The 23,099-nt window shown below is 51.5% G+C and carries 18 protein-coding genes; 13 read left to right on the top strand and 5 right to left on the bottom strand.

What is annotated here, in order from left to right:
* The first annotated feature begins 62 nt into the window (after window positions 1–62).
* The gene (locus R6H26_RS19795; RefSeq protein ID WP_404784883.1) at window positions 63–707 is read left to right on the top strand and encodes a Uma2 family endonuclease; all 645 of its coding nucleotides are present in this window, start codon (window positions 63–65) and stop codon (window positions 705–707) included.
* Window positions 708–719: 12 nt separating this feature from the next.
* Here the strand turns inward: R6H26_RS19795 and R6H26_RS19800 are convergent, their stop codons facing one another.
* Window positions 720–1,289, bottom strand: coding sequence for a Uma2 family endonuclease (locus tag R6H26_RS19800; protein WP_404784885.1), 570 nt, complete (start codon window positions 1,287–1,289; stop codon window positions 720–722).
* A 166-nt stretch (window positions 1,290–1,455) separates the two neighbouring features.
* Here R6H26_RS19800 and pruA point away from each other — a divergent pair, with 166 nt between their 5' ends.
* Window positions 1,456–4,395 (top strand): L-glutamate gamma-semialdehyde dehydrogenase, encoded by a 2,940-nt coding sequence (pruA, locus tag R6H26_RS19805; protein ID WP_404784887.1) that lies wholly within the window; start codon window positions 1,456–1,458, stop codon window positions 4,393–4,395.
* Between the two features lie 114 nt (window positions 4,396–4,509).
* Here the strand turns inward: pruA and R6H26_RS19810 are convergent, their stop codons facing one another.
* On the bottom strand, window positions 4,510–5,877 hold the full coding sequence (locus R6H26_RS19810) for an IS4 family transposase (RefSeq protein WP_404783463.1): 1,368 nt from the start codon (window positions 5,875–5,877) through the stop codon (window positions 4,510–4,512).
* Window positions 5,878–6,000: 123 nt separating this feature from the next.
* Window positions 6,001–7,614, bottom strand: a complete 1,614-nt coding sequence (locus R6H26_RS19815; protein ID WP_404784889.1) for a phytoene desaturase family protein — start codon at window positions 7,612–7,614, stop codon at window positions 6,001–6,003.
* Window positions 7,615–7,733: 119 nt separating this feature from the next.
* Between R6H26_RS19815 and R6H26_RS19820 the strand changes: the two genes are divergently transcribed.
* A complete protein-coding gene (locus tag R6H26_RS19820; protein WP_404784890.1) occupies window positions 7,734–8,351 on the top strand; it encodes a TetR/AcrR family transcriptional regulator in 618 nt (205 codons plus the stop codon).
* Here the strand turns inward: R6H26_RS19820 and menB are convergent.
* Together menB and R6H26_RS19830 are read right to left on the bottom strand one after the other, a co-directional pair.
* Window positions 8,348–9,181 (bottom strand): 1,4-dihydroxy-2-naphthoyl-CoA synthase, encoded by an 834-nt coding sequence (gene menB / locus R6H26_RS19825; protein ID WP_404784892.1) that lies wholly within the window; start codon window positions 9,179–9,181, stop codon window positions 8,348–8,350. The genes R6H26_RS19820 and menB overlap by 4 nt on opposite strands.
* Window positions 9,182–9,247: 66 nt before the next feature.
* Window positions 9,248–9,784 carry a glyoxalase-like domain protein gene (locus R6H26_RS19830; protein ID WP_404791384.1) on the bottom strand — a complete coding sequence of 179 codons (537 nt, stop codon included), beginning with the start codon at window positions 9,782–9,784 and terminating at the stop codon, window positions 9,248–9,250.
* 750 nt (window positions 9,785–10,534) lie between these two features.
* On the opposite strand from R6H26_RS19830, the gene R6H26_RS19835 reads away from it, so the two are divergent.
* The 10 genes from R6H26_RS19835 to psbB all read left to right on the top strand — a co-directional run bounded on the left by R6H26_RS19835 (window position 10,535) and on the right by psbB (window position 22,842).
* The gene (locus tag R6H26_RS19835; protein WP_404784894.1) at window positions 10,535–12,448 is read left to right on the top strand and encodes a response regulator; all 1,914 of its coding nucleotides are present in this window, start codon (window positions 10,535–10,537) and stop codon (window positions 12,446–12,448) included.
* A gap of 264 nt (window positions 12,449–12,712) precedes the next feature.
* Complete coding sequence (gene psbA, locus R6H26_RS19840; RefSeq protein ID WP_404784896.1) at window positions 12,713–13,795, top strand: photosystem II q(b) protein; 1,083 nt, start codon at window positions 12,713–12,715, stop codon at window positions 13,793–13,795.
* Between the two features lie 60 nt (window positions 13,796–13,855).
* Window positions 13,856–14,332: an allophycocyanin subunit alpha-B gene (gene apcD / locus R6H26_RS19845; protein WP_404784898.1), complete on the top strand. Its 477-nt coding sequence runs from the start codon at window positions 13,856–13,858 to the stop codon at window positions 14,330–14,332.
* A 42-nt stretch (window positions 14,333–14,374) separates the two neighbouring features.
* Complete coding sequence (locus R6H26_RS19850; RefSeq protein ID WP_404784900.1) at window positions 14,375–14,860, top strand: allophycocyanin subunit beta; 486 nt, start codon at window positions 14,375–14,377, stop codon at window positions 14,858–14,860.
* A gap of 98 nt (window positions 14,861–14,958) precedes the next feature.
* On the top strand, window positions 14,959–15,441 hold the full coding sequence (apcD, locus tag R6H26_RS19855; protein ID WP_404784901.1) for an allophycocyanin subunit alpha-B: 483 nt from the start codon (window positions 14,959–14,961) through the stop codon (window positions 15,439–15,441).
* A gap of 68 nt (window positions 15,442–15,509) precedes the next feature.
* On the top strand, window positions 15,510–17,888 hold the full coding sequence (locus R6H26_RS19860; RefSeq protein WP_404784903.1) for a phycobilisome rod-core linker polypeptide: 2,379 nt from the start codon (window positions 15,510–15,512) through the stop codon (window positions 17,886–17,888).
* A 217-nt stretch (window positions 17,889–18,105) separates the two neighbouring features.
* Window positions 18,106–18,627 (top strand): allophycocyanin subunit alpha-B, encoded by a 522-nt coding sequence (apcD, locus tag R6H26_RS19865; protein WP_404784905.1) that lies wholly within the window; start codon window positions 18,106–18,108, stop codon window positions 18,625–18,627.
* 51 nt (window positions 18,628–18,678) lie between these two features.
* Window positions 18,679–19,740, top strand: coding sequence for a photosystem II D2 protein (photosystem q(a) protein) (gene psbD, locus R6H26_RS19870; RefSeq protein WP_404784907.1), 1,062 nt, complete (start codon window positions 18,679–18,681; stop codon window positions 19,738–19,740).
* A gap of 37 nt (window positions 19,741–19,777) precedes the next feature.
* A complete protein-coding gene (gene psbC, locus R6H26_RS19875; RefSeq protein WP_404791386.1) occupies window positions 19,778–21,142 on the top strand; it encodes a photosystem II reaction center protein CP43 in 1,365 nt (454 codons plus the stop codon).
* A 125-nt stretch (window positions 21,143–21,267) separates the two neighbouring features.
* Window positions 21,268–22,842 (top strand): photosystem II chlorophyll-binding protein CP47, encoded by a 1,575-nt coding sequence (gene psbB / locus R6H26_RS19880; protein ID WP_404784908.1) that lies wholly within the window; start codon window positions 21,268–21,270, stop codon window positions 22,840–22,842.
* Window positions 22,843–23,099 lie beyond the last annotated feature (257 nt).

Genomic DNA, 23,099 nt, shown 5'->3' on the forward strand with positions numbered 1-23,099 from the left:
AGGCGATCGCCACTTCCATAGAACTTTGCTAGCATGGCACCATCGGATGGTTTAGGTTAACGATGGCGACAGTGCTTGCCGCTCCTCTCAGCCAAATTCAGCTCTCCCCAGGCGGGTCGATGAGGGTGGAACTCACTTGGGCAGAGTATCAAACGCTACTGCAAGAATTGGGCGAAAATCGAGCGATTCGGCTAACGTATGTGCAAGGCTGGGTTGAAATCAGAATGCCATCAAAGCTACACGAACTGGTTAACCGATGGTTAGAACGCATTATTGTTACGTTGACTGAAGAGTTGGGGATGAGCGTCATTTCTCTAGGTTCTACCCGATTCGATCGAGACACCGTAGGACAGGGCGTTGAGCCAGACTCTTGTTTTTATATTCAGAATGCGGATCGGATTGATATTGAAGCACCCCTCCCGGTAGATTTACCGCCTGATTTAGTAGTGAAAGTGGATATCTCCAGTTCGTCAAAATCTCATTTGGAGATTTATGGCGCTATGGGTGTTCCTGAAATCTGGCGTTACAATCCTCAGGGTTTTGCAATTCTTCAGTTACAAGCTGGCGAGTACGTGGAGTGCGATCTCAGTTTAGCTTTTCCGCAAGTTTCAACAGATTTTCTACAGGCTCTAATTGAGCGCGGCAAACAAGTCAATAACCAAAATGTAGTGATTCGTGAGTTACGGCACAGCCTAAACCATCTTTAGTTATTTTGGAACTCAACCTGCCATCAAAGGCAACATTCCCCTAGTTTCCAACGTACAGTCTGGGAATGCAAGCGGGGCAATCTGCATTGTTTCTTCCAAAATAGCCTCGCTCTGATAACCCCGAACGGTTGGCGATCGCAACACGTAAAGTTTGCGGAACTGCACGTCCAGCACCCAATAGTCGGGAATACCCGAACAAGCGTAAGCCAATGCCTTGGCCCCGAGATCGAACGCTAAGCTCGTATCTGCCACTTCAATGAGTAAAAAAATCTCAGACGGTTTGGGATGGCGATCAGCATACTCCAGCGGCTCCAACGCCACAATTGCAATATCTGGTTCTGGTTCAGAATAATCGTCCAGCTGCACGGGATCTCGAACCCTGACTAAAACCCGTCCTCCCAATCCTGCTTCTACGATCCTCCGCGTTCGAGCGGTTGCCGAACAGCGAGCGGTTCCCTTCGCTGCCATACTGATGAGGTTTCCATCCAATAACTCGACGCGCTCATCGGCGCTGAAAATCCCGATCTCAGCCATTCGATGATAATCCCGAACCGTCAGGCGACGAACTGCAATGGATGTCATGCCTTGAGCCTCAACGCAACCTCAAACCCATTTTGACAGTTTTCTCAAGTGTTGGATGATTCCTAGGCCGCTCCGTTTTTAGGGGTTTCATGCCTTAGTAAATCTGCGGATGTCTGAATTCAAGACTATCGCGATAATGAGAGTAACGGCAACGAGCACCCCCGCGATGATAAGTACAGTCACACCCCAAACCTACGAACGCGATACCCAGGCGATCGCCCAGAAACTCATTGCTGCCATGCAAGGTGGCGGCTCTTGGCTGACGCAACTGCGAGATCGAGCGCAGCTGGAGGATAAGCTGCTGACTTGGACGATGAGCAATCCAGGGCTGCGGGTTCAGTTGTTTCGGCTGATTGACGTTTTACCCACCCTCTCCAGCAAAGCGGAAATTGCCCGCCATCTCCAAGAGTATTTAGCTGTTCCCGGCGTCGAACTACCGAGCACTCTCAAGCAACTCCTCAACTTTGCCGCGCCGGACTCCTTGCCGGGGCAAGTCGCTGCCACTACCTTTACGGCGGCAGTCTCGGCCCTCGCCCATCGATATATTGCGGGCGAAAGTTTGCCGCAGGTGCTCAAAACCATTGAGAAACTCAACCGCAACGGCATGGCCTTTACCGTCGATATGCTGGGGGAAGCGGTCATTACAGAAAAAGAAGCCCACGGCTATCTCCAGCAGTATTTAGATCTGATGACCCAGTTGGCCCAAAACGTGCCAACGGGAACCGCTGGCGCGAAGGTACAGGTTTCCGTCAAGCTCACGGCCTTTTACTCGCAGTTCGACCCGTTGGACGGACCGGGTAGCCAAGCCCAAGTGAGCGATCGCTTGCGGACGCTGCTGCGCCACGCTCAGACCCTTGGCGTTGCCGTCCATTTCGACATGGAGCAGTACACCTACAAAACCATCACGCTGGAGATTCTCAAGGCGCTGTTGATGGAGCCAGAGTTTCGCGATCGCACCGATATTGGCATCACGCTTCAAGCTTACCTGCGCGATAGCTACCAGGATCTGCACGGCACGATCGAATGGGCCAAGCTGCGGGGTGCGCCCCTCACGGTCCGGCTGGTCAAAGGCGCGTACTGGGACCAAGAAACCATTCAGGCCATTCAGAAAGGATGGCCCCAGCCCGTCTACAGCCATAAAGCCGCCACCGATGCCAACTTCGAGCGCATGACGCAGTTGTTGCTAGAGAATCATGGAGTCCTCCATGCCGCCATCGGGAGTCATAACGTGCGATCGCAAGCCAAGGCGATCGCCATGGCCAATGCCCTCCAGATCCCGTCCGGTCGCTTTGAGATGCAAGTGCTCTACGGCATGGCGGATAAGCTGGCGAAAGCGTTGCACGACCAGGGACACCGGGTCCGGGTTTATTGTCCCTACGGCAAACTCATCCCTGGCATGTCCTACCTGATTCGTCGTCTCTTGGAGAACACCGCCAACTCATCGTTCTTGAAGCAGAGCAGCGCTGAGGGGGCGGCGATGGAAGCGCTACTGGCCCCGCCGGAAGTGCCAGCGCAAGAATTGGTTCTGCCGCGATCGCACTTCCACGCCGCCGACCCGGACTACGCCCAAGAAAATTTACGGCACCAAGCCCATCAAGCCCTCGCAAGCGTTAAATCGCAGCTCGGACGGCAGTATTGGCCGTTTATCAATGGCGAGGCAACCCTCACGGCCTCCAGCGAACCCTCGGTCAACCCTTCCGAACCCGCAACGGCGATCGGGCAAGTGGGCCAAGCCACCCTGGAAATGGCAGAGCAGGCCATGGCTGCCGCAAAGACCGCATTCCCGATGTGGGCAAAAACCCCAGTTCGCGAGCGAGCCGATCTGCTGAGGCGGGTCGCCGATCTGATGGCCCAACGACGACAGGAACTGGCAGCTTGGATGGTTTTAGAAGTGGGTAAAGTTCAGCGGGAAGCCGATGGAGAAGTGTCGGAAGCGATCGATTTTTGTCGCTACTATGCCGATGAAATGGAGCGACTCGACGCGGGCTACGACCGCGATCTCGCCGGAGAAACCAATGCCTACCGCTATCATCCGCGCGGCGTTGCGGTGGTCATTTCCCCCTGGAATTTCCCGCTGGCGATTCCCACGGGGATGGTGGTTGCCGCCCTAGTGACGGGAAACTGCACGATTCTCAAACCCGCTGCGCCGTCGGCAGTCATTGCCGCCAAGCTGGCGGAAATTTTGATGGACGCTGGAGTCCCGGCAGGCGTATTTCAGTATCTCCCCGGCTCCGGTTCGCAACTGGGACCTTACCTGACAAAGCACCCCGACGTCCATATCATTGCGTTTACGGGATCTCAGTCCGTCGGCTGCCGCATTTATGCCGACGCCGCCATCTTGCAGCCCGGTCAGAAGCACCTCAAGCGAGTCATTGCGGAGATGGGGGGCAAAAATGGCATCATCGTGGACCAGAGCGCGGATCTAGACCAGGCGGTCGCGGGGGTGGTGAAGTCGGCCTTCGGTTACGGCGGGCAGAAATGTTCGGCCTGCTCGCGGGCGATCGTGTTGGATGCCGTTTACGATACGTTCGTGCAGCGGCTGATCGAGGCGACTCAATCTCTCAACGTCGGCATCGCTGAAAACCCCGGCACTGCGATCGGGCCTGTCATCAGTGCTGAAGCGCGCGATCACATTCTCGGCTACATTGCCCAAGGCAACGCCGAAGCAACTCTCGCCCTAGCGGAACCCGTCCCGGAATCGGGTTATTTTGTCAGCCCTACGATTTTTACGGATGTGCCATCCAACGGCGTTCTGGCCCAAGAGGAAATCTTCGGCCCCGTGCTGGCAGTGATTCGGGCGAAGTCCTTTGAAGAGGCATTGGCGATCGCCAACAATACCCAATACGCGCTCACGGGCGGACTCTACTCCCGCACGCCTTCCCACATCGAGCGCGCGAAAGCTGAGTTTGAAGTAGGGAATTTGTACATCAATCGAAATACTACAGGGGCGATCGTCGATCGACAGCCCTTCGGTGGATTTAAGCTCTCTGGCGTGGGGTCTAAGGCCGGCGGCAGAGATTACCTGCTGCAATTTCTAGAGCCGAAAGTGATTACAGAAAACGTCCAGCGGCAGGGATTTGCCCCCATTGAAGGGATCGATCTTTAAGGCGATTTCTAGAAAAGAGAATACCAAGTTGTAGGGGCGCAAGGTATGTGCGCGCCTACTGCCACTACCTTGCGATCGAAATCGATCGATTCAATGCCACTGAAATAAGCTAAATCAATTTACTAGAGCAGCTTTGAGAACAGCACGAGGTTTATTCATTCGCGCAAATGGCTTTGGCCTACGTTTTAGCACTCTGGGTTCAGACCGAAAAACTCTCAAAGGCAGCAAGTCCTTTGCTACAACCTCCATTAGAACTCGATACAAATTTTGCTGTATCTTTTGCGTTGTAATTGCCAACAACCCTATTGTTTGTAGGAACTGCTGTCGAGTTCCCTGCAACGACAGTCGAGATAGGGCTTGTTCTGAGGATTGCGCTGTCTGGAGCATGACGGTTCGCAAGAGATTGTAGGCCAATAGATGTGCCCAGAGGTCTTTGCGCACCATTTGCGGGGTTTTGGCGCTGAGCATCTCCATACCCAAGGTGGTTTTGAGATGTCGTAAATTAACCTCAGCCGCCTGCCATCTCAGACCGTAGAGTTGACCTAACTGCTTGGCACTATAGCGTTTGGCATCGAGTAAAGTCGTGACAATAATGATTCGTAGGTCTCGAAAACCTGGACGACGGATTAGGATAGACACCTCGCGAACATCTAAAAACTTTGGCAACTGGCTAAAGTCTTCCTCACTCATGTGTTGAGGAGGTTTGGAAGGTTTATGCCATCGAACAGCATGGTCTCCAATACCCAGCTTCTGACCTCGACGAAAATCGCTATGACGGGCATGATGCTTACGAAACACCCCATCAGCGCCCTGGGCTTGGACTAAGGCCAGATCTGTAAAAGTTCCATAAGCTCGGTCGCCGAGCCCTACATCCCCAGGCACTAAGTCCGCATACAGCAGACGACTCAATTCCAGCTCACTGGTCTTAAAACAGCTCACGCAAGCCGACACAACCGCACCTGTCATTAAGGAGAAGACCACCACAAGCTTGGCGATGGGAAATCCACACCCTGGCTTTTGGTTACTGTGTTGAGGATAATCGGCTTGGTTGGCAGGCGTATCGCTCATCAGCACTGTGGTACCGTCATAGACCCGCACCCGAAGTCCACACCATTGTTCGGTCGAGGGAATCGTTTGTTCTAACGACTCCGCCGTATCGGGAATCAGACGCTGCAAGACGCTTTCGCTCAATCGTTGACGGGCTTTACTATAGGCTCCAGTATCAGGGGAGGGGCTGTCTCCGCCTGCCGCTCCCACCCAAGCCGTAATCCGTTTGACGGCATTGCTGAGGCTTTTATCCGGGTCTAAAACTTGAGACAGGAGTGCCCATAGCGTCACAATCGGCGTATACACACAGTTTCGATACTGAATATTTTCTTCTACTAAAATTTCTTCAATCCGCGACGCTGGCAATATCTTCAACCAAGGTAATCCAATACTCTGATTGAACTGCTGCTTGAGAATTTCGGCACGATTCAGCATAAGATAAGGAGGTATTATTTTGGTCTGTAAGGCTATGATGCTTCTAAATCATGCCTTGCAGATTTTTTTGTCTCCTTATTTCAGTGGCATTGATCGATCGATTCGTCAGTCAGACCGCAAATCTCATGTTTTGCGAGTGCGACTGCGTGAAGTTGATGCTTGCATGATGGTTGACATAATCCTAAAAAAGCCGAACGGCCCATTCATAATGCCTGCTGTTTTCACGCCGCCCATCATCGCGCCCATAATGCCGAGCGAAAAGGCATCGGCTCCGGTCAGGTATAGATTTTCAATCGGCGTTCTAGCTCCGACCCAAGGTCGATCCAACCGTTCGGGAATGCAGGGAATACCGTAGATGGAACCGCGATCGCTGGCGTCAAAATGTTCCACTGTTAGCGGAGTCGAGAGTTCGGCATACTCGATCGAATCCTGAAACCCAGGGTAGTGACTGTCCACCAGTTGAATCAGAGACTGGGTGATTTGAGTTTTCAGTTCGGTGTAATCGCTGTCTCGATGGCGCCAGCGTTGTTCCCGCCATTGCGCAAAGAAGTCGTAGCCAACATGAGCGATAATTTCTGCTGTATGCCCCTCCGCCAAAGGATCTTTGAGTGATGGAAACGAGAGATAGCCAAATTTAGGCAAACGATCCGAGCGGACGGGTGAATCTTGGGCGACTTCATCGTGGTCGTAAGTTCCGTAAATCCAGTGATTCTCACCCTGAAACCCCAATCGTCGCGCGCTTTCCTTTAATCCTAAATATACGGTCACCATACTGCTGCCCTTCGGAAACGCTTGAATTTTCTCGCGCTCGGCCAGCGGGTAATGAGGCGGAATCAGCTTCAGATACGTATTGACTGCCCCCGCATCGGATACCACAATGGGCACGTAGTAGGATTCCAAGTCGGAATTGGGCGTTGCCGCATTTTGGACTTTCACGCCTACCGCCACCCCAGACTCCAGTAAAATTTCGGTGACGCGGCGCTGGGTGATGACGGCACCGCCCGCCTCTTCGATCGCGGGGATGATGGATTGCGCGATCGCCTTTGCTCCGCCTACGGGATACCAGCCCCCATGGAAATAGTGGGTCGCAATTACACTATGAATGCCAAAGCAACTTTGAGAAGGTGGCAAGCCATAATCTCCCCACTGGGAGGCCAGCAATGCTTTGAGATGGGCATCTTCAAAGTTTTGGTCTAAATAGTGCTGAGTGGTTTGTCTGGCGATCGCACCAAACGTGCGGAGGATTCGCCTGAGGAGGGGATGCAGCCATACCGGAAATAGCTCTAGCATCGCATGGGCCCCGTACCAAAATGCCGCTTTTTGAAGATCCTTAAAATACCGCTGGATAGCAGCCTGCTCCAAGGGAAAGCGCCGAACTAAATCGGATTGAAAGCGATTGGGGTCAGAATAGACCTCAAAGGTAAAGTCTGGATAGACAAATTTCTCAAATGGGTCGGGCATTTTCTGCCATTTCAAGCGGCCATTTGTCAGGTAATCGAACACGGCTCTCCCAGTGTCCCCTTCACCCATCTCCCCCACGTAGTGCAACCCCACATCCCAATGAAATTTTCCCTTGCGTTCGAAGGTATGGGTGAACCCTCCCGCAGTGAAATGCTGCTCTAGCACTAATACTCGCTTGCGCTGGAGCTTAGATAACAGGGCGGCCACGGTCAATCCGCCTATCCCAGAACCGATTACAATTGCATCGAACGAGCGAGATCGAGTTGTCGCGACCATAGATCCTCCTAACAATGTATTCGCATGTTGTCGCTGTCAACTTTCAGGATAGACCGTCATGTTGGCGATGTCAACATATTGCGCTAAGCTTTTGTAAAGGTCCTCGAGCAAAAGATTTCATGGCAGTAGCAGCAAAGAACGCTTATCACCACGGAGACTTACGACAAAGCCTCATTGATGCGGCGATCGCCCTGATTGGTGAAGAAGGGATCGGCGATTTATCGTTGCGTCAGGTAGCTCGTCAGGTTGGGGTCTCTCACAATGCCCCTTATCGCCACTTTGAAGATAAAGAAGCCCTGTTGGCGGCAGTTGCAGAACAAGGATTTCAATCTTTGCGAGTTGTGATGGAGGCTGCGCGACAGGGCCTTCCACCCAACTCGCCTCAAGGCTTGGAGGCAATCGGGGTTGCCTATGTCCAGTTTGCGTTAAGGCATCCTGCCTACTACCGTCTGATGTTTGGCGAGTACCGCTGCAATTTCAGCAAGTATTCTGCTCTTGCTGAGGCTGCCCGGCGATCGTTTATGGTACTGGTGAACGCGATCGAGGAAGGTCAGAGGACTGGGATTTTTCGGGCAGCCGATCCGGTTGATATGGCGCGAGTTGCTTGGTCGCTGGTCCACGGTCAATCCATGTTGGCACTAGATGACAAGTTACAAGTACAGCAGGGCGAAGAATTTGAAGCGTTTTTAAAATTCTCGTCGCAAATGCTCATTCAGGGATTGGCAGTACAAGCCTAAGGCAACCACGGAAACTGACGAAAATCAGGATCGCGCTTTTCTAGGAATGCGTTTTTGCCCTCGGCGCTCTCTTCTACCATGTAGTAGAGCATTGTGGCATTGCCCGCTAGCTCTTGAATCCCCGCCTGGCCGTCGCAATCCGCATTGAAGGCAGCCTTCAGACAGCGGATTGCGAGAGGACTCTTTTGCAAAATTTCTCCAGCCCACCGAACGCCCTCAGCTTCTAGTTCCGCTACGGGCACTACGGTATTGACCAACCCCATCTCCAACGCATCCTGAGCCGAATATTGTCGGCACAAAAACCAAATTTCCCGCGCTTTCTTTTGCCCGACGACTCGGGCAAGGTAACTCGCCCCAAAGCCCGCATCAAAACTGCCCACCTTTGGCCCAGTCTGCCCGAAGACTGCATTATCTGCCGCAATAGACAGATCGCAAATCAGGTGAAGTACGTGCCCGCCCCCGATTGCATAGCCTGCCACTAAAGCAATGACCACCTTGGGGATCGTGCGGATCAGTCGCTGAAGATCTAATACGTTGAGGCGCGGCACGCCATCCTCGCCCACGTAGCCCGCTTCGCCCCGAATGCTTTGGTCGCCGCCGGAGCAAAAGGCATATTTGCCATCGGTGTGCGGCCCTGCCCCGGTCAGCAGAATGACGCCGATAGACGGATCCTCTCTCGCATCGATAAATGCTTCGTACAGCTCAAAAATTGTCTTGGGCCGAAATGCATTGCGCTTGTGAGGGCGATTGATGACAATTTTGGCTATGCCATCGGCTTTGAAGTAGAGAATATCGTCGTAGACTTTAACGGGCTGCCAGGTCAAAGACATTGCGGATCTCGGGCAAAGGTTCGGGCTGTATTATACCTGCCAGCGCTTTGCACCCGATATAAAGCATCAATTAGAAACTTCTGACATCTCAATTACCAGACCTTCGTAGGTCTTGACTAAAAAGTTGAGCGGGTCTTCGCGCCGGACTTTAAACTTAACGTAGCGGCTCTGAACCCGAAGCAAAATCTGCTCCAAACAGTCGCGATCGAAGCAAACGTGGCGCTGCCGATCTTTTTCGCCCAGGCTCGCCCCTCCAATCACGTGGAGCTGTACGTTCTTTTTAAGCTGATACCACAGTCCGTCGGTGGCTCCAGATGCGCTGGTCTTGGTTGCCGCACTTGAAAAATTGGTGGGCATATAGATGGGATCGATCGTTGACAGCCCTAAAGTCTGCTCGTAGTTGTAGTAGTAATGCAAGGGGACCTCTGCGGCGAGGAGCTGAAGGTCTCCTTCATAAAACTGTCGGGCAATCTCTAGATCGGACACCATCAGGGTATGCACCTTGGGCGCGCTCGACAAAAACATCCACATCGCGCCTGCATAGGCGACCAAGAGCATCACCATCACGCCTTGGGTGGACATGAGGCTGTCAAGGGGCAGCATGGGCCAAAAGGCAGCAGGGAAAGTCCAAAAAAAGGCCATAAGTGTGTCAGCAACTAAAAGCATGGGCGCAACGGGTGAGGGTGAAGCTATTGCGTAAAGAAAATACAGTACTGAGTTGCCCTAAGGCAATCTGGGTGCGAATATTTTCCCATTATATTGGCTGTAACTAGGGCTTACTGAATCTGAATGGGTCGGCGATCGCTGAGGGATAGGATGATGGGAGGAGCACGCCAATGCTAGCGGTTCGGCGATCGCTTAGCGGTTCTGGGGTTTTCAGCTTTAGGCTCATGATGTCAACTGCGCTGACAGAATACATCGCGCTCCATCACACGCTTTAGAACTCAGCTTGGTTCGTGTTGCAGGCCATTGGCTTTGCTATGCGGCCAAATTTCTAGATTGCCTAAGACCGCTCCCAAGAGAAAGATCGCCCTGGCTCCTCCCGGCTCCTCGGGATATGGCGAGAGTTAGCTCGTCATTGCTTACCCCCCAACCAAACGCCCGATTCCTCGGTTGAAGCAAAAGAACTCGATTATAAACATTCATGAATGAATCTAAACTTAGCTAACGCAATATAACGTATAATTCTGTACTCAATGTCATATTAAATGCACTTTGAAGATTTCTTGACAGTTTGTCCATCGCCTGACTTTGTTGATGAAATAGCGATTACAAGACAAATCTTGGAGAATTTCTGCATATTCTCTTGAATAAACCCTCTTTTAAGTCCAGCATTGAGCAGGATTCTGGTTTATGAGAATTTTAGTGGTTGAAGATGATGAACTGATTGCCAATGTCTTAGAGAAAACCCTTGTAGGTCAAAATTATATCGTTGACCTTGCTGATGATGGACTGGCTGGCTGGGAATTTGTTGAAGCCTTTGTCTACGACTTAATTATCTTGGATATTGTCTTGCCAAAACTGGACGGCATTTGCTTTTGCCGAAAGTTGAGAGAAAGTAATTATCATATCCCTGTGTTACTGCTGACAGCCCAAGACTCCAGTAATGACAAGGTGATGGGTTTAGATGCAGGAGCCGACGATTATGTGGTCAAACCCTTCGATCTAACTGAGCTATTGGCAAGAATTCGAGTTTTGCTGCGTCGGAGCAGTGCTTGCATTCCTGTCGCCCTGAACTGGAGAAACTTATGTTTCGATCCCGCACTATGTAAGGTTACGTATGAGGGGCAAGTTTTATCATTGACTCCCAAAGAATATCGGCTGCTGGAACTCTTCCTGCGAAACCGTCATCGTGTCTTTAGTCGAGGGGAGATTTTAGATCACCTGTGGCCCAATGAGCAAGCCCCTAGCGAAGAGGCTGTTACGGTACACGTTAAGGACTTACGCCAAAAAATTAAGCGAGCCGGAGGACCTGGGGATTTTATCGAGACAGTATACGGCCAAGGGTATCGCCTAAAGCAGCAGGAGGAAGATATTGCTCAAATCGAAGCCTCATCTCAGGTTCAGCCCATTCCAACGAACGAACAGCTTAAGACTGAATTGAGCGTGGTCTGGGAAAAGTACAAAGGTCTCAATCAAAGTCGCTTAGAGCACTTAGAAAAGGCCACCGATGCACTTCTGAACAATTGTTTGACAGAAACACAGTGCAAAGTTGCTTGTCAAATGGCTCATAAGTTGGCTGGTGCGCTAGGCGTATTTGGATTTTTAGAGGGTTCTTGTCTTGCAAAAGAGATTGAAATAGTCTTTAAAGACTACAAGATCGTAGGTTCTCTCGAAGCAAGTCATCTTGCTGAATCTTTAGGGAGTTTGAGAGAAATTTTAGCTCGATCTCAAGAAAAACCATCATTGCCCGCCCTCGCTTATCCTAGGCTTCAAACGCTGGGAATGTTAGATACGTCTACTGAAAACCACCCGCTATTACTCATTGTCGATGACAATCTAGAATTAGCAAATCGCTTTGCCGCTCTGGCAGAGATGCAAAGTCTTTCTGTGGAAGTCATAACCTGTTTGAAAGATGTTTTAAATGGTCAGTATATCTATCTTTCTAATGAGTCGAAGATAGCCGATATTGTGATACTGAATCTCTCTTTTAGTGCTGTCGAAGAAGAAGATCTAGACCGTTTGGCAAAGTTGGTGAACCAGACGCCTCCCATCCCAGTGCTTTACATGACCGCTCGACACGATCTGACAAATCTAGTCAAGATGAACCGATTGGCGGCTCACATGTGTTTTCAAACACCTGTTTCTCCAGAGAAGGTTTTGGACGCAATTATGAAAAGGCGATCGCAGATCGTCTCAACAACGCCAAAAGTTATGCTTGTGGATGACGACGAGACGGTTTTAACGGGAATGCGGGCTTTATTAGAACCCCTAGGGCTAAAGCTGATAACCTTAAGCGACCCGCTCCAGTTTTTGCCCGCATTAGAGAAAAACTCTCCAGATTTATTGGTGTTAGACCTCAAGATGCCCCATTTCAGTGGCTTGGAGCTTTGCCAAATCCTACGAAGTACGCCGCAATGGAGCAGGATCGCCATTCTGTTTCTAACCGCTCATACCGATATCTACACCACCAACCAGATCTTCTCCGCTGGGGCGAATAGCTGCATTAGTAAAAATATTGGACGATCGGTACTTGCCACACACATCCTCACCTCTCTGGAACGGACGCGGTTACACCGAAGTTTTGCAAACTGCGTGGATGGCTAATAGATTTAATGTGAACTTTTGTAAAGTTCGTCAAGGTCTTTAGAAGTTCTTTAGAACTATTGCCTATTCTCCTTAACATCGTTAACCATTTGTGAGTTGCTGCTGCAGAATTAGGTTTGCCGTTTCTCAGCAATCTCGCGTCAGCAGCCATCGAAACTTAAAAATTTTGAGTTTGTTGAGTTCATCAATCAAGCGGCAGGGTGTCGCTAGCATTGAGCTGCAATTTTTATCTTCTCATTTATCTCAATCATTGGGTTAAGGACTATGACAACAACTCTCCGACAACGTGGACTTACGGGCGGATGGGAGCAGTTTTGTAATTGGGTCACGAGTACCGATAATCGACTTTACATTGGCTGGTTTGGAGTCTTAATGATTCCTTTGCTGGCACTCTCTGCATGCGTCTTTACCATTGCCTTTATTGCGGCTCCCCCCGTCGATATTGATGGGATTCGAGAGCCAGTATGCGGATCGCTATTGTGTGGAAATAATATTATTACGGGGGCAGTTGTACCCTCTTCTAACGCCATTGGACTTCATTTCTATCCTATTTGGGATGCAGCCAGCATGGATGAGTGGCTCTACAATGGCGGCCCTTACCAAATGATTGGTGCTCACTATATTCCGGCTCTAGCCTGCTATATGGGTCGAGAGTGGGAGTTAAGCTACCGTCTGGGAATGCGCCCCTGGATTGCGGTTGCTTATTCTGCACCCTTAGCAGCCACTACCTCTGTGTTTTGGATTTATCCCATTGGTCAGGGGAGCTTTTCCGATGGGCTACCGATGGGCATTAGCGGCACCTTTAACTTTATGTTTGTGTTCCAAGCTGAACACAACATTCTGATGCACCCACTGCATATGTTGGGAGTAGCTGGGGTCTTTGGGGGGTCGCTGTTTTGCGCCATGCACGGCAGTTTAGTCACCTCCAGTTTAGTGCGAGAAACCTCGGAAAACGAATCGCAAAATCTGGGCTACAAGTTTGGGCAAGATAGTGAAACTTACAATATTGTGGCGGCTCACGGCTATTTTGGTCGATTGATCTTTCAGTATGCCAGCTTCAACAACAGCCGTTCTTTGCACTTCTTTTTAGCCGCATTTCCAGTGGTGTGTATTTGGTGTACGGCACTAGGTATCTGCATTATGGGCTTCAACCTAAATGGGTTTAACTTTAATCATTCGGTCCTGGATTCTCAAGGCAATGTCATTAATACCTGGGCTGATGTCTTGAACCGTGCCAACTTGGGCTTTGAAGTGATGCACGAACGCAATGCCCATAACTTCCCGTTAGATCTGGCGGGCGGTCAAGCTGTTCCGGTGGCAATGGTAGCTCCGGTCATTGCGTCTTAGGGGCAGCATTATTGCTAGCACAGTCGTTTCAATCGTTTTTACTTCAGTTAGGAGACGAACATGAGTATTGTGACGGAATTGATTCTGAATGCAGATAGCGAAGCCCGCTATCCGGCACCCAAGGAACTTCGGGTCTTTCAAGATTTTCTAAATTCCGGCGAGCAGCGCATTCGAATTGCGTCAATTTTGGCCGAAAACGAGGAAAAGATCGTGCAGACGGCCTGTGTGAAGTTTTGGGAGCAGTGCCCCGTGACGCCGAGCAACAGCGGCAACCCTCGTAAAACGGCCTCTTGTCAACGCGATCAGGGATGGTATATCCGGCTAGTGGCCTACTGCATTTTGGCGGGGAGCGAAAAACCCCTTGAAGAAATCGGCACCATTGGCATTAAGGAGATGTACAACTCCCTGGAAATTCCCCTCCGTAACTGGATTGTGGCACTGCGCTGCATTAAGGCAGAGGCGATCGCACTCATGAGTCCTGAAGATGCGACGGAAGTAGGGCCGTATTTCGATCTGATTATTCACTCGGTTTCTTAGTTGCAGCAATTGTTTCTGAAACCTATTCGAGGAGACACTCTCATGCAAGATGCGATTACAGTTTTGATCAATTCCTCTGATGTCCAAGGTCGATTTTTGGATACTGCGGGGCTAGATAAGCTCAGAGGCTACTATAAAAGCGGCGAACTGCGTGCAAGGGCAGCCACCGCTATTAGCGGCAATGCAGCCTCCCTTGTGACGCAGGCCGTAGCTAAATCCTTGATGTATACCGATATCACGGCTCCCGGTGGCAATATGTACACTTGCCGTCGCTATGCAGCCTGCATCCGCGACTTGGAGTATTTTCTGCGCTATGCAACCTATGCCATGTTAGCAGGCGACCCTTCTATTTTGGACGAGCGTATTTTAAATGGGCTTCGAGAAACCTACAACGCTCTGGGTGTCCCCATTGGCGGAACGATTCGGGCAATCCAGGCCATGAAGGAGGTTACAGCCGAGCTGGTGGGTGCTGAAGCTGGAAAGGAAATGGGTGTCTGCTTTGACTATATGTGCGCTGGTCTGAGCTAAGCCCTTAGTCGAGGGGCATTGGTATGAAGCTAGATGCAAGCCCTAGCTAATACAAGTGCCCCATGACTCGCCGTTTTTAGTCCCATAACCTATCTAAAATGATGAGCATTATCACGCAGTCCATTGCGATCGCCGACCGTGAAGCCCGCTATCTCAATCCGGGGGAACTCAGCGCCATCCGCGACTTTTTAGAAGCAGGCCAGCATCGCATCGGCATCGCCGCCACCCTGATGGCGAATGAAGAAAGCATCGTGTACAAAGGCACCCAAAAATTCTGGGAGCGCTGCCCTGTAACGCCCAGCAACAGCGGTAATCCTGTGTTTCAGTCTTCCTGTATGCGCGATCAAAGCTGGTATTTGCGGCTCGTGACCTACGCGGTGATTGCCGATGATGTAGAGCCAATTGAAACGGTGGGACTTAAAGGAGCCAAAGAAATGTATGTCTCTTTGGGCGTTCCCCTCAATAACATCGTGGAATGTATGAAATGCCTAAAGGACGTAGCCCTAGACCGACTGCCTTTAGAAGATGCGGGGGAAGTTGCCCCCTATTTTGATTATCTGATTCAGGGACTAAAACCCTAGGCCAGCAGCCTCTTCTTGCTGCCGAGTCGACCGTCCCCATTCATCCTCAAGGGAGCGAGTGAAGTTCTATGAATTCTCACCCAAAATGTCATGCTAATGGCGGTAGCCCTGTGGTTCATCCGCAGCAATATAGCACAGTCCCCAAAGCAATTATTTCTCAGGCAGAGCAGCAAGACCGCAGCCTCCAAAAGAGCGAGTTGACTGCCTTAGCCAACTACTTTCGTTCGGGCTCAAAGCTAATCCAGATTGCGGCAACGCTAACCCAGCACTCGGAGGCGATTGTGGAAGCGGCAGCCCATCGGATCTTTTACGGCGGAGTGCCGATGGCCTACCTGGAACCTCCCGCCAATCGCAAAGATCTGCCGGGGTATTCCAAGCCCCTCCGACAAAGGTCAGTGACGTCTCAGGAAGCGCTCAAGGTTCAGGCTCCAAAGTTTGGCAACTCCCTAGGCAACTTCCTTGCATTTTGGAAGACGCAGTTCAGCGCCAATCGGGAACCCATACCGGAGGGATTCCGCACGATCGATATTGGACGTTACGGCCCCACTCGCATGAAACGCTCGATGCGTGACTTGAGCTGGTTTTTGCGCTACGTCACCTATGCGATCGTTGCTGGGGATTCTAGCATCTTAGTCGCGAACGCCCAGGGATTGCGGGGGGTTATTCCAGAAGATGTCACTGAGGCAACGGTGGTGGCGATTAAGGAAATGCGTTGGAGATCGCTAGGTTACTTCAAGACCGACCCAGAGGCTACGGCTATCATTCAGCAACACTTTGACGACCTGGTTGCAGCCTATATCGTCGAGAAACCGCCGACCCTTTTGCGGCAGGGGTTTTCTAACGACCAACAAGGGCTGCAACTGCCTGAAAGCTATGCACTCTCGTCCGCCTCCCAGTCCAAATTTGTAATGAAGTCAGGGCAAGCGGTTACGGAGCAAAATCGCGTAATTCAGGCGGCCTATCGGCAGGTCTTTGAGCGCGATATTACCCGCGAGTACGGCATATCCCTAACAGATTTGGAGTCTAAGCTCAAGGGCGGTGAAATTTCAATGAAGGAGTTTATCCGTCGTGTCGGAAAATCGCGACTGTATCGCAAGGAGTTTTACGAACCCTTTACGATTAGCCGCGTCATTGAGCTGGCAATTCGGCACTTTCTAGGGCGGGGATTGAGATCGCCAGAAGAGTTTCAGCAATATTTTGAGCTGATGGCTCAGACAGGACTGCCAGCCTTGGTAGACACGCTGGTAGACTCCCAAGAGTATGCCGATTACTTTGGCGAAGAAACAGTACCCTACCTGCGCGGGTTGGGTCAAGAAGCTCAAGAGTGCCGTAATTGGGGTCCGCAGGCAGCGTTGTTTAAGTACAGTACCCTAGCCCGTAAAGTGCCTCAGTTTATTACGCTCTTTGGCGACTATCGGAAACCGTTGCCAAACCAGCATCCCTACGGATTGGGCAACGATCCGCTTGAAATCCAGTTTGGGGCAATCTTTCCCCATCAAGATCGTAACTTTGAGGAGCATCCGGCCTTATTTGACCCAGACAGTCGCCGTATTTTGATTGGCTGTAACGTGTCTAGTCGCTCACCTCATGAGACGACTTTGGGACAAGTGCCAGGGTCTACCCAACGGGTGCTCAAGCTGAATTGGCCTATCCGCCTCCATGGTCGTGGCAATGGTAAAAGCGTCGCGCAAGGTGCCAGCATTAATCTGAACAATCAGTCTACCTCGGCGTTTATTGATGCAGCCTATCGCCAGATCTTTGGACGAGATATTCTCGTCAGCCAACGGGTACCTGCGACGGAACTGAAGCTGAAAAGCGGCGAAATCCCAGTGCGCGAATTTGTCCGCCAAGTGGCAAAATCTCGTCTGTTCCGCCATCTGTATTGGGATGCGCTGTACGTTACTAAGGCTATCGAATATATCCATCGACGGCTTCTGGGACGGCCCACCTACGGACGACAGGAAACGCGACGCTACTACGATATCTGCGCCAGGAAAGGGTTTTATGCGCTCATTGACGCTATTCTGGACAGCCCGGAATATCTGAATGCTTTTGGAGAAGATACGGTTCCCTACGAGCGTTACGTCACGCCGAGAGGGTATGAAATGCGATCGCACCATCGGGAGAGCAGCAGTAACAATAGCTCAGTTGGCCAACCTCGCGTTGCGGATGGGACTTGGGTTAAAGCGGCGCTTCAGAGAGCGGGGCATCTCAGGCAAGATGGGATTCTAGCATTGCTTCCAGGTGCGGAGCCAGCAATGCTTTTACCTGCTCGGGAACCTAATGCTTTGCCGGAGTCTGAGGGCGAACATTTGGTAACAGCTACATCAGCTTCTACACCAGCTTCGGTTGCCGAAGACCCTGCAACTTTGTCAACGGCTTCAGCGCAACCTTCTGCTGCAATTCAGTCTGATTCCTATGGTTCCTATGGATCGGTGGCACTATGACACAACTCAATCAATCGACTCAATTTGAGGTTACTCAATATGAATCGACTCAATTTTTAACTCGCCCGCTCCCCCAGACCTCACGCGCACTCAATCTTGAACCTGTAACGCGGAGTAACCTATGGCAACGGCTCTTTCGCTATTTCCCTAGACCCCAGCGCAGACTCTATCTGGGCTGGTTTGGAGGGATACAAATTTACTATAAAGGGAGGCGACCATGAGCTTAGTTCAGCAGGTGATTCAAACTGCTGCTGAGGAATTGCGCTACCCCACCCCAAGCGAGATTCGTACGATCCAAAACTTCTGCGAAACCGGAGAACGACGGATCCGCATTGCGCAGATTTTGGCTAGCCACGAGCGGGAGCTGGTGGAGCGCGGCAGCTACCAGTTTTGGAAGCAGTGTCCCGTGACGCCTAGTAACAGCGGCAGTCTTCGTAAAACGGCTTCCTGTCAGCGCGATCAGGGGTGGTATATCCGGTTGGTGGCCTACTGTATTTTGGCAGGAAATGAGAAGCCCATGGCCGATATTGGCACCATCGGCATGAAGGAAATGTACAAGTCTCTAGGTATTCCGCTGGCGAACTGGGTGGAGGCCGTTCGCTGTCTCAAGGCAGAGGCGATCGCCCTCCTCGGCGAAGAAGACGCAGTGGAAGTCACGCCCTACTTCGACCACATTATCCAAGCATTAGCCTATCCCGGTGCCCCCTACTTCATGAACGAAGGCGTTCTGACGTACTAGCAGCGTTCTGACGTAAAAACTCGCAACTCGTCCTAAAACAAGGAGGATTGAATGACTATTGCAATTGAGCGCCCCGAACCGGGGTGGGCAAGAGGGTTAAAGCTCTTTGACGATTGGCTAAAGCGCGATCGTTTTGTCTTTATTGGCTGGTCGGGGTTGCTGCTATTTCCCTGCTCCTTCTTGGCCCTAGGTGGCTGGTTTACGGGAACCACCTTTGTCAGTTCTTGGTACACCCACGGCCTTGCAAGTTCTTATCTAGAAGGCTGCAACTTTCTAACGGTAGCGGTTTCTACCCCCTCGAACAGCATGGCACACTCCCTGCTGTTATTGTGGGGGCCAGAAGCCCAGGGCGACTTTACCCGTTGGTGCCAGTTGGGCGGATTGTGGACCTTTGTCGCCTTTCACGGTGTATTTGGCTTGATTGGCTTTTGTCTGCGCCAGCTAGAAATTGCTCGCCTTGTGGGGGTTCGACCTTACAATGCCTTAGCCTTTTCAGCACCGATCGCCACTTACATTGCCACCTTCTTAATTTATCCCCTCGGGCAATCGGGCTGGTTTTTTGGGCCGAGTTTTGGGGTTGCCGCTATCTTTCGCTTTATTTTGTTTGTCCAAGGCTTTCATAACTTTACCCTCAACCCCTTTCACATGATGGGCGTAGGCGGCGTACTGGGTGGAGCGCTCCTCTGCGCCATTCACGGTGCCACGGTTGAAAATACACTCTACGAGGATACGCGCGGCTTCAATACCTTCAGCGGTTTTACGTCCACTCAAGCCGAAGAAACTTACTCTTTTGTAACGGCAAACCGTTTCTGGTCGCAGATTTTTGGCATTGCATTTTCCAATAAGCGATGGCTGCACTTTTTTATGTTGTTTGTCCCCGTCTTTGGACTGTGGATGAGTGCGATCGGCATGGTTGGATTGGCCTTTAATTTACGTGCCTACGATTTTATTTCCCAGGAACTCCGTGCCGCAGAGGATCCAGAATTTGAAACGTTTTATACCAAAAACATTTTGCTGAACGAAGGTCTGAGGGCTTGGATGGCTCCGGCAGACCAGCCCCACGAACATTTTGTATTCCCTGAGGAGGTCTTGCCCCGTGGAAACGCCCTTTGATCCTGCCACTATTACAACGGTTAAAACAGCCAAAGGTATTAAGATTGTCACCCCTAGTGAAGGACGCGATCAGGCTTCCACTGGCTATGCTTGGTGGGCTGGTAATATGCGCCTTGCTAACATGTCTGGTCGGTTTCTGGGCGCGCACTTGGCCCATGCCGGACTGATGGCGTTTTGGGCTGGAGCCATGCTGCTGTTTGAGGTGTCTCACTTTACGCCCGATAGACCCATGTACGAGCAGGGCTTAATTTTAATGCCCCATGTTGCCACCTTAGGATTTGGTGTGGGGGCTGGGGGGCAGGTCATTGATATCTTTCCCTTCTTTGCAATTGGGGTCATTCACCTCATCGGCTCGGGAGTATTGGGTATTGCGGGGACGTACCTTGCCATTCGCGGCCCCGCAAAGCTTCCCGGTTTTTTAGATTTTGACTATGGCGACAAGGACAAAATCACCCTAATTCTGGGATTCAACCTGATTTGGCTCGGCGTTTTTGCCCTGCTCTTTGTCTGTAAGGCCATGTTTTGGGGCGGGATCTACGACACTTGGGCACCAGGGGGCGGCAACGTGCGCCTGATTACCCATCCCACCCTCAATCCGCTGACGATTTTTGGTTACTTGGTTCGAACGCCCTACGGTCAGCAGGGATGGATTATCGGCGTCAACAATATGGAAGATCTGGTGGGCGGTCATATCTGGGTGGGTGTCCTGCTGATTGCAGGTGGCATCTGGCATGTTGTCACCACACCCTTTAAATGGACGCATAAGATTTTTACTTGGACAGGGGAAGCCTATTTAGCTCAGAGCTTAGGCAATATCTGCGGGCAAGCCTTTATTGCAACGGCGTTTATCTGGTTTAACACGACGGCCTATCCCAGCGAGTTTTATGGGCCAACTGCAGCGGAAGCTTCTCAGGCTCAGGCACTCACGTTTTTAGTGCGGGATCAAAATCTTGGTGCAAACGTGGTTTCTGCGCAAGGGCCTACGGGCCTCGGGAAATATTTGATGCGATCGCCCAGCGGAGAAATCATCTTTGGTGGAGAAACCATGCGCTTTTGGGATTTCCGAGGGCCTTGGCTAGAGCCGCTGCGCGGCCCTAACGGGTTAGACCTCGATAAAATTCGCCACGATGTCCAGCCCTGGCAAGTGCGACGCGCAGCGGAATACATGACCCATGCACCCCTCGGTGCCCTTAACTCAGTGGGCGGAGTGGCCACCGAAATTAACTCCGTCAACTTCATGGCAACCCGAACGTGGTTAGCAGGCTCTCACTTTATTCTGGCCTTCCTGTTTTTAGTGGGGCATCTCTGGCACGCCGGACGGGCCCGTGCGGAAGCAGCTGGATTTGTGCGGGGCATTAATCGCGATCGCGAACCGGTCAAGGCCATGGCTCCCCTAGATTAGTCCCTAGATTGATACAGAGGTGTTCGGGACGGAGGATGCTGCAATTCCCTTCAGGCATCCTTCGTCTTTTCCTAACTTACTTTCTCTTTCCATTGAAATTCTGTTCGTAAAAGGAGTAAAACCCAATGGGACTCCCTTGGTACCGCGTCCATACAACGCTCATTAACGATCCAGGACGGTTGCTGGCGGTGCATTTGATGCACAATGCCCTCTGTGCCGGATTTGCTGGTTCCATGCTTTGGTTTGAACTATTTTCCTATGACCCTAGCGACCCGATCCTCAACCCAATGTGGCGACAGGGCTGCTTTTTGATGCCGTTTGTGGCGCGTCTCGGCGTAACCCATTCTTGGCAGGGCTGGTCGATTACGGGCGAAAAGCTGGCAGATCCGGGGTTTTGGACCTTTGAAACGGTGGCGATCGCCCATATTATCTTTTCCGGCTTAGAGTTTCTAGCTGCCGTTTGGCATTGGAACTACTGGAATATTTCCACCTTCTTCGATCCGAAGACCAACAAACCCGCCCTCGATCTGCCCCGGATCTTTGGGATTCATTTGCTGCTGGCAGGACTGGCCTGCTTTGGATTTGGTGCATTCCACCTGACGGGGCTGTTTGGCCCAGGAATGTGGGTTTCCGACCCCTACGGCTTGACGGGGCACGTCCAGGGTGTCGCCCCTGTCTGGGGGCCAGAGGGCTTTAATCCGCAAAATCCAGGAGGAGTAGTGGCCCATCATATTGCCGCAGGCATTGTTGGAATTGTGGGCGGACTGTTTCATATCTTCGTTCGTCCCCCAGAGCCACTGTACAGAGGGCTGCGCATGGGTAACATCGAAGGAGCCCTGGCCAGCGGGTTAGCCACCTTCTTTTTTGCGGCCTTTATTGCTACGGGTAGTATGTGGTACGGCACAGCTACCACGCCCATTGAGCTCTGGGGGCCCACACGCTATCAGTGGGATCAAAACTACTTCAACAATGAAATCAATCGGCGCGTCCAGGGAAGTTTAGCCGCAGGGAAGAGCCTTTCAGAAGCCTGGTCTGCGATTCCAGAAAAGCTGGCCTTTTACGACTATGTGGGCAATAGTCCCGCAAAGGGCGGACTATTCCGAGTAGGCCGCATGGTCGATGGGGACGGTGTGGGTCAAGCATGGCTCGGTCATCCTGTCTTTAAGGACAATCAGGGTCGAGAGTTGTTTGTGCGGCGGATGCCCAACTTCTTTGAAAACTTCCCTGTCGTGATGTCCGATGAAGACAATATCGTTCGTGCAGATGTGCCGTTCTTCCGAGCCAAGGCCAAATATAGCGTCGAGCAGACGGGGGTAACGGTCAGCTTTTACGGCGGTCAGCTAGACGGTCAAACCTTCGACAATCCGCCTGTTGTCAAAAAGTACGCCCGTAAGGCCCAACTGGGCGAACCCTTTGAATTTAATACTACCATCCACAATTCCGATGGCATCTTCCGCACCAGTAATCGCGGCTGGTTTGCCTTTTTCCATGCCTGTCTTGCCATTCTTTGGTTCTTTGGACACCTCTGGCATGGAACCCGCGCCCTCTTCCAAGATGTCTTTGCTGGGATCGATCCAGATCTAGATGAGGAGCAAGTCGAGTGGGGCATTTACCAAAAACTGGGCGACAAAACCTCGCGCAAGAAGCCAGTGCTTCAACCCGCTTTGTCGGCGTTTCCATCTTCTCAAGAGGGTTCGTGAGATTTGTGGTAGCTAGGTTTTAGATTTAACCCTTCTCCCAACTACGGTGTACACACAAGAATTGGTTATGTCGTTTCACACTCTAGATCCCCCTAAATCCCCCTTAAAAAGGGGGACTTTGAATCCAGTCCCCCCCTTTTTAAGGGGGGCTAGGGGGGATCGAATGCAGGGTTTCAAGGTTCTTCAGACTTGTGTGTACACCGTAGCCCAACGGGGAGAAGGGTTGCGATCGAAGGAAGAAATTTATGCAAGAGATT

It is taken from the genome of Altericista sp. CCNU0014, assembly GCF_044923475.1.
In the GTDB taxonomy this organism is placed as follows: domain Bacteria; phylum Cyanobacteriota; class Cyanobacteriia; order Thermosynechococcales; family Thermosynechococcaceae; genus JAAURS01.